This window comes from Halomonas sp. YLB-10, from assembly GCF_003856855.1.
GTDB classification, from domain to species: Bacteria; Pseudomonadota; Gammaproteobacteria; order Pseudomonadales; family Halomonadaceae; genus Halomonas; species Halomonas litopenaei.
On the sequence record NZ_RRCU01000007.1, the window covers coordinates 43,726 to 55,838 of the forward strand.

General features: G+C 63.7%; 11 protein-coding genes. 3 read left to right on the plus strand and 8 right to left on the minus strand.

All coding sequences use genetic code 11. From position 1 onward, the window contains the following. Positions 1–5: 5 nt before the first annotated feature. The 6 genes from EBB56_RS15825 to EBB56_RS15850 form a co-directional block, all read right to left on the minus strand. Positions 6–983 carry an alpha-ketoacid dehydrogenase subunit beta gene (locus EBB56_RS15825; RefSeq protein ID WP_045993737.1) on the minus strand — a complete coding sequence of 326 codons (978 nt, stop codon included), beginning with the start codon at positions 981–983 and terminating at the stop codon, positions 6–8. A gap of 1 nt (position 984) precedes the next feature. Continuing rightward, entirely contained in the window at positions 985–2,193 is a 1,209-nt protein-coding gene (locus EBB56_RS15830; RefSeq protein ID WP_045993738.1) for a thiamine pyrophosphate-dependent dehydrogenase E1 component subunit alpha, read from the minus strand. A 343-nt stretch (positions 2,194–2,536) separates the two neighbouring features. Continuing rightward, a complete protein-coding gene (locus EBB56_RS15835) occupies positions 2,537–3,271 on the minus strand; it encodes an ABC transporter permease (RefSeq protein ID WP_124804787.1) in 735 nt (244 codons plus the stop codon). After that, positions 3,264–4,208, minus strand: a complete 945-nt coding sequence (locus tag EBB56_RS15840; protein WP_124804788.1) for an ABC transporter ATP-binding protein — start codon at positions 4,206–4,208, stop codon at positions 3,264–3,266. The genes EBB56_RS15835 and EBB56_RS15840 overlap by 8 nt, the downstream gene beginning before the upstream one ends. Further along, on the minus strand, positions 4,205–5,359 hold the full coding sequence (locus EBB56_RS15845; protein WP_311767540.1) for an ABC transporter permease: 1,155 nt from the start codon (positions 5,357–5,359) through the stop codon (positions 4,205–4,207). The genes EBB56_RS15840 and EBB56_RS15845 overlap by 4 nt, the downstream gene beginning before the upstream one ends. 21 nt (positions 5,360–5,380) lie before the next feature. Continuing rightward, positions 5,381–6,283 (minus strand): ABC transporter substrate-binding protein, encoded by a 903-nt coding sequence (locus EBB56_RS15850; protein ID WP_045993742.1) that lies wholly within the window; start codon positions 6,281–6,283, stop codon positions 5,381–5,383. 87 nt (positions 6,284–6,370) lie between these two features. Between EBB56_RS15850 and EBB56_RS15855 the strand changes: the two genes are divergently transcribed. Next, the gene (locus EBB56_RS15855; protein ID WP_124804789.1) at positions 6,371–7,510 is read left to right on the plus strand and encodes a DUF1853 family protein; all 1,140 of its coding nucleotides are present in this window, start codon (positions 6,371–6,373) and stop codon (positions 7,508–7,510) included. A gap of 2 nt (positions 7,511–7,512) precedes the next feature. On the opposite strand, the gene cysS is transcribed toward EBB56_RS15855, so the two are convergent. Further along, the gene (gene cysS, locus EBB56_RS15860; RefSeq protein WP_124804790.1) at positions 7,513–8,898 is read right to left on the minus strand and encodes a cysteine--tRNA ligase; all 1,386 of its coding nucleotides are present in this window, start codon (positions 8,896–8,898) and stop codon (positions 7,513–7,515) included. A 1-nt stretch (position 8,899) separates the two neighbouring features. Further along, entirely contained in the window at positions 8,900–10,579 is a 1,680-nt protein-coding gene (locus tag EBB56_RS15865; RefSeq protein ID WP_045993745.1) for a glutamine--tRNA ligase/YqeY domain fusion protein, read from the minus strand. Between the two features lie 172 nt (positions 10,580–10,751). Here EBB56_RS15865 and EBB56_RS15870 point away from each other — a divergent pair, with 172 nt between their 5' ends. Beyond that, positions 10,752–11,252 (plus strand): peptidylprolyl isomerase, encoded by a 501-nt coding sequence (locus EBB56_RS15870; protein ID WP_045993746.1) that lies wholly within the window; start codon positions 10,752–10,754, stop codon positions 11,250–11,252. A 58-nt stretch (positions 11,253–11,310) separates the two neighbouring features. Further along, positions 11,311–12,093 carry a UDP-2,3-diacylglucosamine diphosphatase gene (locus tag EBB56_RS15875; RefSeq protein ID WP_311767537.1) on the plus strand — a complete coding sequence of 261 codons (783 nt, stop codon included), beginning with the start codon at positions 11,311–11,313 and terminating at the stop codon, positions 12,091–12,093. The last annotated feature ends 20 nt before the right edge of the window (positions 12,094–12,113 follow it).

The following is a 12,113-nucleotide window of genomic DNA, read 5'->3' on the forward strand; positions in this document are numbered from 1 at the left end:
CCGTCTCAGTAGTGGAGTGAGGTCTTGATGGCCTCGTAGATCTTCAGATGGTCGGGCAGATACTCCTTCTCCAGCGTCAGCGGAAAAGGTGTATCGATGCCGGTCACCCGTTGGATCGGCGACTCCAGGTAAAGAAAGCAGCGCTCCTGAATGGCAGCGGCGATTTCTCCGGCGAAGCCCCCCGTGCGGGGCGCCTCGTGGGTGATGACCAGGCGGCCTGTCTTCAGTACCGACTCGGCGACGGTATCCTCGTCCCAGGGCAGGATGCTGCGCAGATCGATCACTTCGCAGGACACCCCGTCCTTTTCTGCCATCTCCACCGCCCGATCGATCACCTCCATCTGAGCCCCCCAGCCCAGCAGCGTGATATCGGCTCCTTCCTTGGTCACCTCGGCTTCTCCCAGCGGCAGCTGGTAATCCTCTTCCGGGACCTCGCCGGTGGAGGCGCGATAGAGGCGCTTCGGCTCGAAGAACAGCACCGGATCTGGGTCACGAATGGCGGCCAGCAACAGGCCCTTGGCCTCGTAGGGATTGCGCGGCACCACGATCTTGAGACCCGGGGTGTGGGCGAAATAGGCCTCGGGCGACTGGGAGTGATAGAGGCCACCGGAGATACCACCGCCGTAGGGCGCGCGGATGGTCAACCCGCCGACGTTGAACAGATCGCCGGAGCGGTAGCGAAACTTGGCGGTCTCGTTGACGATCTGGTCGAAGGCCGGAAAGATGTAGTCGGCGAACTGGATCTCCGCCACCGGCACCGATCCCTGGGCCGCCAGCCCATTGGCGAAGCCGATGATGCCCTGCTCCACCAATGGCGTGTTGAAGCAGCGCGCCTTGCCGTACTTTTCCTGAAGGTGACTGGTCGCACGGAAGACGCCACCGAAGCCCCCGACGTCCTCACCGAAGCACAGCACCTTGTCGTCTTCGGCCATGGCGATGTCCAGCGCCTGGTTGATGGCCTGCAGCATATTGATGGTCGGCATCTCAGTCCCCTCCCTGGTCGGCATCGCGATGGCTCAACGCCGGGTCCAGCGACCTGGCCCCACGCGGATAGGCCTCCGGGTAGCGACGAACATGCTGCTTGAGAGCATCGAGCTGATGCTGCAGCGCAGGCGTCACGTCGGCATAGACGTCGGTGACCATGGTATCGATCGCCGGAGGTGGGCGCTTTTCGGCCCGTTTCATGGTTTCCAGCACCTCGCGACGCAGTTCGTCCTGCAACGCCTTTTCCTCGTCTTCGCTCCACCAGCCCTGGGCCTCGAGCCACAGCTGCATGCGCCGGATCGGGTCCTTGGCCCGCCAGGCGTCCTCTTCCTTGCGCGAACGATAGCCCGATGGGTCATCGGAAGAGCTGTGGGCCGCCAGACGGTAGGTCATGGCCTCGATCAGTACGGGCTTGTTCTCCTCCACCGCCAGACGTCGTGCCTTTTCGGTGGCCCGGTAGACCGCCAGCACGTCGTTGCCGTCGACGCGGATCACGTGCATGCGATATCCCAGCGCCCTGGGCGCCACGCCATCCGCGGCGAACTGCTCCACCGACGGCGTGGAAATGGCGTAGCCATTGTTGCGACAGAAGAAGATCACCGGCGCTTCGTGTACCGCCGCCATATTGAGCGCCGCGTGGAAATCGCCCTCGGAGGCAGCGCCCTCACCAAAATAGACGATGGTGCAGAGGCCCTCTCCCGCCAGCTTCTGGCCATAGGCATAGCCCGTGGCCTGGGGAATCTGAGTCGCCAGCGGTGATGAAATGGTCATGTAGTGCAGCTTGCGCGACCCATAGTGGATCGGCATCTGCCGGCCCTTGCCGTAGTCCAGTTCATTGCCGAACAACTGGTTCATGAACTCGTCGAAGCTGAAGCCGCGATAGGCCAAGGCGCCCTGCTCTCGGTACTGAGCCATGATCATGTCGGCGTCGTCCAGGGCGGCGGCGCTGCCGATGACCGCCGCTTCCTCGCCGGTGCACTGCATGTAGAAGCTCAGGCGTCCCTGACGCTGCGCCGCCATCATGCGCTCGTCCAGCACCCGGGTGGCCACCATGGCGTGGTAGATTCTCAGCGCCTTGTCGCGCTCGAGATCCGGCCCTTCGGCGCCGTCATGGAGGGTGCCGTCCTGGGATAGCACCGCATAGGTGGGAATGCTGTATTCGTCGCCGGACAGAAAGTCCGGGCGGTGGGTCTGTGCGGTCGTCGTCATCGTGCTGTTCCTTTGCCCCTTTTGAGGGCAGTGTTGTCTTTATTCCCGCCCCTTGCCAGGGGATTGCCCGTGGCGGGACCAACGCACTGACTTGACGTTAACGTAAACTGAGACGCCTGCCTAGCCGCGACTTTGGTCGAAAATTCGTCTCGAATTGCCTCGATGGACCGCTTTGCGGCGAGCACCATGGGACGCCCGAACCGGGCCACCGTGACGGGGAGACTGGCTGGTGAGAGACGCAGGCCACCACGAAGCCCCCCTCTCTGCACGGGGGGTTCGCGGATACGGAGATCAGGAAAGGGAAAGCGGACCAGGTCTCGGTGTTCGGACCCGGACGACGCCATCAGGCCCGGCGAGCAGGAGCCAGGCGCGCGAACACGCTGTCCACCGTCAGCGCCAGCAGTGCAATCAGCACTGCGCCCTGGACGATGTAGGCGGTGTTGCCATTGACGATACCGGAGATGATCGGGTCCCCAAGGTTGCTTGAACCAACGGTAGCACCCAGGGCGGCGGTGGCGATGTTGATCGTCACCGAGGTGCGAATACCGGCCAGGATCACCGGTGCCGCCAGCGGCAATTCCACCTGGAGCAAGATCTGGCCACTGGTCATGCCCATGCCACGGGCGGCCTCCCGCACCGAGGGATCGATACCCTCGATCCCGGCGAGAGTGTTACGCACGATGGGCAGCAGACCATAGAGCAGCAATGCCACCACGATGGGCAGGGTGCCGAAACCCAGCACCGGCACCGCCAGCGCCAGTACCGCCACCGGAGGAAACGTCTGTCCCAGCGATGCCACCTGGGCGACCAGCGGCAGAAAATCGCGTCCTCCCGGACGGGTGACGGCGATGGCGCCGCCCACCCCGATCAAGGTAGCCAGCACGGCGGCAACGCTGACCACCAGCAGATGGCGTCCCAACAACACCAGAAAGTCCACCCGCGAGAAGATCACGTCACGGCTATCGGGCTCGACCCAGCGAAACAGCGCTTCCAGCTGCCCCATCAACAGACAACCCGCCAGCAGCAACAGCCCCCAGATGACAGGAACCCGCCAGCGGCTGGCCCAGTGCTCAGTCATGGCCCCGGGCTCCCACCAGCCGACGAAAGCTCAGTTCGCCGATCGGAATATCATCGTCATCGACCACTGCCAGGCGCTCGACCCGGCGCCATAGCATCACCGATAGCGCCTCCCTGAGCGAGGCGCCCTGGTCGATCCGCTCGCGCGCCACGCCACCGGTGCCCAGAGGCATCATGCGCTCGCTGACCGGCAGTAGCGCTGCCTCCTTGAGGCCGCGATCCTCGCCCCCCAGCAACGAGGCGACGAAATCGTTGGCGGGGTCTCTCAGCACGCTCAATGGATGCCCCTGCTGCATGATCTGCCCTTCGTGCATCACCACCAGCCGGTCAGCCAGGGTCAGGGCCTCGTCCATGTCGTGGGTCACGAATACGATGGTCTTGCCCAGCCGCGCCTGAAGATCACGCAGCTCCAGTTGCAGGCTCTCGCGGGTGATCGGGTCCAGGGCGCCAAACGGCTCGTCCATCAGGAGGATATCCGGGTCCGCCGCCAGGGCGCGGGCGACCCCGACCCGCTGCGCCTGCCCCCCGGACAACTGGTCGGGGTACTTGCCGGCAAATTCGTCCATCGACAGCCCCAGCAAGGCCATCAGCTCCTCGACCCGTGCGTCGATCCTGGCCTTTGGCCACTTGAGCAGTCGCGGCACCAGGCCGATGTTGCGCGCCACGGTCCAGTGGGGGAACAGACCGGTGCTCTGGATGGCGTAGCCGATCCGACGCCTCAGCGCCTCTTCCCTGAAGCTGCGAATGGGCTGCTGGTCGATATGGATCTCGCCATCGCTGTGTTCGATCAGCCGGTTGATCATCCTCAGGGTGGTGGACTTGCCGCAGCCGGAGGTCCCCACCAGGCAGCAGAACTCCCCGCTCTCCACCTTCAGCGAAATGCTGTCCACCGCAGTGGTCGACCCGAAACGCTTGCTGATATTGATCAATTCGATCATGCGGCCTCTCCTCTCCCCAGTCGCCTCGACAGGTTGCCGAGTACCGCATCGGCGAGTATTGCCATCACCAGAATGGGCAAGGCCCCCAACAGCACCAGATCCATGGCGGCCTGACCCAGCCCTTGAAAGATGAAACGCCCGAGCCCACCGGCGCCGATCAGGGCCGCCACCGCGGTCAGGCCGATAGCCTGCACCGTGGTGATGCGCACCCCTTCCAGCAGTACCGGCACCGCCAGTGGCAGGCGCACCTGAAAGAAGATCTGCAACCGACTCATGCCCATGCCGCGCGCCGCCTCGATCACACCGGGGGAAACGCCCTCCAGGGCAACAAAGGTGTTTCTGACCATCGGCAACAGGCTGTAGGCCACCAGGGCCAACAGCGCCGGCGCCCAACCGATGCCGCTGATGCCGAGCGAATCGACCCAGGGGTAGCGATTGGCAAGCCACGCCAGCGGTCCGAGCAACAAGCCGAACAAGGCCAGACTGGGGATCGTCTGCAGGAAATTGAGTACCGCGAAGGCGCCCCGTTGCACTTCGGGGTAGCGCCGCATCAGCAGCGCGATGCCGGCGCCGAGGACCAGACTGACGCCGACGGTGGTAGTGACCAGCAGCAGGTGCTCGCCGATGGCCAGCCAGAAGTCATCGGCACGGCCCTGGTACTCCTGCCACAACGCCAGACGATTCAGCCCCAGCGGCAGGCAGACGGCGAGCAGCGCCAGCGGAGTCAGCATCAAGAGCCAGGACACCCCGGTCGACAGCCGCTGTCGAGTCCGCAGGTCCAAAAGCGCCAACATCAGCACAAACAGCGCACACCAGATGCCTGAACCGATCCCGAGCCGCGCCTGGGGCAGCTCAGGATCGATGAGCTGGTGCACCGCCAACACCAGCCACAGCGGCAGGCCCGCCAGCGCCAGCAGCACCAGCCCAAGCGAGCGCCAGCCGGGGTCAGCGCTACGCGCCGACAATGCCGCAAGGGCCATGGGCAGGCTGGCCAGCAGCGCCATGGCGGGCCCGGCCACCTCCCAGGCGTAGCGAGCCTCGCTGGGCACAATACGATTCGGTGCGACGCTGACCACAGGCAAGGCCCACCAGGCACCGAGCCCCACCAGCATCAGAGTCAACAATACCGTATTGCCGCGCTCACCGTTCACTGCACTCAAGAGACCGATGGCTCAGTCCTCGAGAGTCGACAGGTAGTCGGCGGCCACCTTCGCCGGGTCCAGACCGTTCACCGCCACGTCACCGTTGAGACGCTGCAGGGTCTCCAGATCCAGCGACTGGAACACCGGCGCCAAAGCCTCTTCGATCTCGGGGTGAGCCTCGAGCACCTCCTTGCGCACGACGGGAGCCGGCTGATAGACCGGCTGAACACCCTTGGTGTCGGTCATCACGGTAAGGTCCAGCGCCTGCAAGCCACCATCGGTGCCGTAGGTCATCGCAGAATTCACGCCGCTGGTCTGCTGGGCCGCGGCGCGCATGGTCGCGGCGGTATTACCCCCGGAGAGTACCAGCAGGTCATCATCGTCCAGAGAGAAGCCGTAAGCCTCCTCGAACGCCGGCAAGGCAAAGGCGGACTCGACGAAATCGGTACTGGCCGCGAGCTTGTATTCGCCCCCCTGGTTGATGAAGTCAGCCATGTCTTCCAGGGTCTCGAGCCCGTTGTCACGGGCGACGTCTCCGCGCACGCTGATGGCGTAGGTATTATTGGCCGAGGCCGGCTCGAGCCATACCAGCCCCTGCTCGGCGTCCTTGCTCTTCACCGTTTCATAGGCCTTGTCCGCGTCATGCCACACCGGGCTGTCGGTCATGTCGTGGAAGAAGGCACCGTTGCCGGTGTATTCCGGATAGATATCGATCTCGCCGTTGATCAAGGCCTCGCGCACGATGCTGGTGCCGCCAAGCTGAAGCCGATCCTCGACCTCGAGCCCTGCCGCTTCCAGGCGCTGCAGGATCATCTGACCCAGCACGGAGCCCTCGGTATCGATCTTGGAGGACACCACCAGCGGGTCCTGTGCTTGAACCTGCCCCGCCAGGGCAGAGGCGACCATCACGGCTAACACCAGGGGACGTTTCATATATCTCACCCAATTCCTTGTGTGTGTATGCTGAGTATAAGGAGGCAAGGCCAAGCCTGCTGAACGTTTCACCAACGTGAGTCCATCATGACCTCATGCCAAGGCGCAACCACCGCCGTCCAGCTCGGCGCAGTACCCAACCATCCCATGGTGCGTGATCTGGCATGGCTGATGACGGCTCCCGACCTGATCGACACCGACTGGCCCGGGCGTCCGAGTCTGACCCAGCTCGGGCTGGGCGAGCCGGAGCACCGACACGCCTATCTGGCGGCCATCGACGCCGACCCGAGCGCACTTGAGGCGATGGTGGGGCGCACCGCCACCACCCGGCTTGGACAATATCACGAGTTTCTTTGGCAATTTTTGCTCTCTACGGCACCGGCTACCGAGTTGCTGGCTCACAATGTGCCTATTCGAGAAGAAAAGCGGACCCTGGGCGAACTGGACCTGCTCTACCGCAACGCCGATGGGCGCCTTCAACACCTGGAAGTGGCGATCAAGTTCTTTCTCGGCCTCCCCTGCGGTCCGGGGGACTCGAGCGATACCTGTCGCTGGATAGGCCCCGGGGGGCTGGACAGCCTGGCGCTGAAGGTCAGCCATCTGTTGCATCATCAACTGCCCCTGCTGCAGAGCCAGCGCGCCCGAGAGCTTTTGCGTCTGGGCCTGAATGACAGCCCCGCCAACACGATCAAAGGGGCTCCCCTGGCGTCACTGCAACACGGAATCGAGGCCCACCTGGCGATGCCCGGGGTGTTGTTTCAACCCTGGCACTGTCCCATGGCGCTACCCCGCGGCGTGCCGGATTCGGCGCTACAGGGGCTCTGGTGTCACTGGCGCGACTGGTCGGCCCTGTGCCGACAGTTCGAGAACATGCGCTTCGGTACCTGCCTGGCGAAACCCCATTGGCTGGCCCCGCCACAACCGCGACACTGGAGCAGCCGTGACGACCTGACACGGGCGCTGGCGGCACATTTCGCCACCTATGCGACACCGGTACAGGTGATGCTGACCGAGGACCCCCTGCGCTTCGAGCGAGAGGCACTGGACCCGCCGCTGGATGGCTCATGGGTCCTTGGCCAGGATGCCGATGAGCCTGCCACCCCGGACATGAAAAATGCGCCGCCCGCGGCATGCGGACGGCGCATCTTCGTGGTCGGCGACGACTGGCCCCGACAGGTCCCCCTGCCGCCCCGTGCGGTGCACAAGCGACAGGCGACTACGGGCTGAGCTCAGCCCTTGTCGACCACCCAGGTGGTACCTTCGCGGGAGTCCTTGAGCACGATCCCCAGGGCGGCGAGCTCGTCGCGGATGCGGTCCGCTTCGGCGAACTGCCTGGCCTTCTTGGCCTCCGCCCGCGCCGCGATACGCGCATTGATCTCGTCTTCGGACAGCGCTACCGAACCACCCTTGAGGAAGGCGGCCGGCTCCTGGGTCAACAAGCCCAGGATACCGCCCAGACGCTTGAGCTCGAGCGCCAGGGCAGGAACGTCATCGCTGCCTTCCTTGCGCGCACGATTGAGCTCGCGTACCAGTTCGAACAGCACCGACAGGGCCTCCGGCGTGTTGAAGTCATCGTCCATGGCGGCGCTGAAGCGTGCGGCGTAGTCGCCCGGCCCTACTTCGATTTCCGCCGGCAGCGCGACACCGTCAAGCGCGGTATAGAAGCGCTCGAGTGACTTGCGTGCCTCGCCAAGCGCCTCCGGGGCGTAGTTGATGGCACTGCGATAGTGGCTTGCCACCAGCAGATACCGGACCACCTCTGGATCGTGGTGCTCCAGCACCTCGCGAATGGTGAAGAAGTTGCCCAGTGACTTCGACATCTTTTCGCTGTCGACCCGCACCGCTCCGGCGTGCATCCAGGTATTGACGTAGCGCTCGCCTGTGGCCGCCTCGCTCTGGGCGATCTCGTTCTCGTGGTGCGGGAAGGTCAGGTCCGGACCTCCACCGTGGATGTCGAAGGTGTTGCCCAGGCAGCAGGTGGACATTGCCGAACATTCGATATGCCAACCCGGACGCCCCTCGCCCCAGGGAGAGGCCCAGCTGGCCTCACCCGGCTTGGCACCCTTCCACAGCACGAAGTCCAGCGGATCTTCCTTGTGCTCGTCGACCTCGACGCGGGCGCCGGAGCGCATATCGTCGAGGTTACGATTATTGAGCTTGCCGTAGCCTTCGAACTTGCGCACGCGATAGTAGACATCACCGTTACCCGGCGCGTAGGCAAAGCCCTTGTCGATCAGCACCTCGATCATGCCGATGATCTCGGCCACGTGACCGGTGGCCCTGGGCTCCTGGTCCGGACGCTGGACAAACAGTCGACCTTCATCCTCGTGCATGGCGTCGATCATGCGCTCGGTCAGTTCACCGATGCTCTCGCCGTTCTCTTCGGCGCGACGCAGGATCTTGTCGTCGATATCGGTGATGTTGCGCACGTAGGTGACGTCATAGCCACGATGGCGCAGATAGCGGCTGATGACATCGAAGGCGACCATGACCCGGGCATGTCCCAGGTGGCAGAAGTCATATACCGTCATGCCACAGACGTACATGCGTACCTTGCCCGGCTCGATGGGCGTGAACTCTTCCTTGGTGCGGCTCAGCGTGTTGTAGATCTGCATGTCAGCCCTTCTTCTGCATCTTGGCCCAGGTGTCCTTGAGACCGACCGTGCGATTGAACACCAGGTGATCGGGGCGGCTGGCGTAGCGGTCGGCACAGAAGTAGCCGACGCGCTCGAACTGATAGCGATCCTCGTTGCCGGCATCGGCCAGGCTCGGCTCGCCGACACCCTGGACGGTCACCAGCGACTCGGGGTTCAGGTGCTCGAGGAAATCGGCGTCCTTGTCCTTGTCCGGCTGCTCGACCAGGAACAGATTGTCGTAGAGCCGCACCTCGATCGGCACCCCGTGGCTGGCACTGACCCAGTGGATGACCCCTTTCACCTTGCGCCCTTCCGGGTTCTTGCCCAGGGTGTCGAAGTCCACACTGCAACGCAGCTCCTGGATCTCGCCCGCCTCGTCCTTGACCACCTCGTCACAACGGATCACGTAGCTGTTGCGCAGGCGAACCTCCTTGCCCGGGGCCAGACGGAAGAACTTCTTCGGCGGCTCTTCCATGAAATCGTCGCGGTCGATCCACAGCTCTCGGGTAAAGGGGATACGGCGCACCGGCATGTCGTCACGGGCCGGGTGTCCCGCCACCTCATAGACCTCTTCGTGGTCGGCGTCGACATTGGTCAACACCACCTTGAGCGGCTTCAGCACGCACATGGCACGAGGCGCATTGTCCTCGAGGTCGGAGCGGATGGCATGGGTCAGCATGGCGATGTCCACCAGACCGCCGTCGGCCCGGGTCACACCGATCATCTCGCAGAACTTGCGAATCGACGCCGGTGTATAACCGCGCCGACGCATCCCGGAGATGGTAGGCATGCGCGGATCATCCCAGCCATCGACGATGCCGTTGTCGACCAGCAGCTTGAGCTTGCGCTTGGAGGTCAGGGTATAGTTCAGATTCAGGCGCGCAAACTCGATCTGCCGGGGCTTGGCCGGCACCGGCAGCTGCTCCAGAAACCATTCGTAGAGCGGCCTGTGGTCCTCGAACTCCAGGGTGCAGACCGAGTGGGTAATCCCTTCGATAGCGTCAGACTGGCCGTGGGTGAAGTCGTAGGACGGATAGATCTTCCACTTGTCGCCGGTCTGGTGGTGGCTGGCATGCCGAATGCGATACAGGATCGGGTCGCGCAGGTTGATGTTGGGCGAGGCCATGTCGATCTTCGCGCGCAGCACCTTTTCGCCTTCGGCAAATTCCCCCTGGCGCATGCGCTCGAGCAGATCGAGGTTCTCCTCTGCGCTGCGGTCGCGGTAGGGACTGGGGCGACCGGCTTCGGTCAGGGTACCGCGGTATTCGCGAATCTCATCCGGAGACAGATCATCGACATAGGCCTTGCCTTCCTTCACCAGATGCTGCGCCCAGGCGTAGAGCTGGTCGAAGTAGTCGGAGGCGAAACGAATGTCGCCCGCCCACTGGAAGCCCAGCCAGTGCACGTCTTCCTTGATGGCGTCGATGTAGGCCTGCTCTTCCTTGGCGGGGTTGGTGTCATCGAAGCGAAGATGGCAGTCACCACCGAACTGCTCCGCGAGTCCGAAGTTGAGACAGATCGACTTGGCGTGCCCGATGTGCAAGAAGCCATTCGGCTCGGGGGGGAATCGCGTCACGATCTTCTGTGACCGTCCGGCCTCGATTTCCTCGCGAATCTGATTGCGAATGAAATTCGGCGCGTTGCTGGTCTCGGTGGTCATGTTGATGAATCAACCTCTGGTGAAGTAAGGGCTTTGAAGGGCACAGATCCGCCCCCGGCTTCGCGCTGCGAAGCAAAACGGCTATTATAGCGTCACGCCAGGGCCCGGCGCCAAGCCGGGCCGAGAACGAGAAAGGCGCCAAGAGGCGCTGTAAACGCTACAGGACCACTCCATGATCATTCTGCAGACCAATTTTGGCGACATCTCGATCGAACTCAACCATGAAGAGGCGCCAAAGACCGCGGCCAACTTCGAGCAGTACGTCCGCGATGGCTTCTACGATGGCACCCTTTTCCATCGCGTGATCGACGGCTTCATGGTCCAGGGCGGCGGCTTCGACAGCAACTTCGAGCAGAAGCCCACGCGTGACCCCATCGAGAACGAAGCGGACAATGGCCTCAAGAACGCCACCGGCACCCTGGCCATGGCGCGGACCCAGGACCCTCACTCCGCCACCGCCCAGTTCTTCATCAATGTGGCCGACAACGACTTCCTCAATCATACCGGCAAGAACATGCAGGGCTGGGGCTACTGTGTCTTCGGTCGTGTGGTCGACGGCATGGACGTGGTCAACCGGATCAAGGACGTGGCCACCACCCGACGCGGCATGCACGCCGACGTCCCTGCCGAGGACGTGATCATCCAGCGCGCCTACGTCAAGGACGACGCCTGATCCTCCTGCCTTTCCACCGAGCACGCCCGCGCTGCGGGCGTGCTGCGTTCAGGAGACCATGAACACCATGACCACTCTGTTGATCGCTGACCTGCACCTGCATCCCGAGGCGCCGCAGATCACCCAGGGATTCTTCGACTACCTCGAGCGCAACACCGCCGAAGGCACCGATCTTTACCTGATCGGTGACATCTTCGACGCCTGGATCGGCGACGACCTGATGGATCTCGGCGCCGCGGATCCGTCTGGCCACGCGGCTCTGGCCTGCCAGGTGGCCGAACGCCTCAAGGCTGCCAGCGACGCCGGCATGCGACTTTTCCTGATGCACGGCAACCGCGACTTCCTGCTGGGCGAAAGCTTCGCCCAGCGGGCCGGCGCCACCCTGCTCGACGAACCACAACGACTTGACCTTGGCGGTGAGCCTACGCTGGTGATGCACGGTGACAGCCTGTGCACCAGCGACGAAGCCTACATGGCGTTTCGCGCCAAGGCCCGTGACCCGCAGTGGCAGGCAGGAGTCCTTGCCATGCCGATCCCGGAGCGTCTGGCCTTGGCAAGCCAGTTGCGTCAGCAGTCCGGCGAGGCCAACAGCACCAAGGCCGCTGACATCATGGACGTCACCCCCGAGGAAGTCGTCGACGTGATGCAGGCCCACGAGGTTCGCAGGCTGATTCACGGTCATACCCATCGTCCCGCCGTGCATGACTTGAGCCTTGCCGGCCCTCAGGGCGATCCCGTGTCGGCGCAACGTATCGTGGTCGGCGACTGGACCCGCGATCAGGGCTGGGAGGTGCGCATCGAAGACGGCGAGGCCCCATCACTCAACCGCTTTTCCTTCTGACGCAGCCTTTATCGACGCCC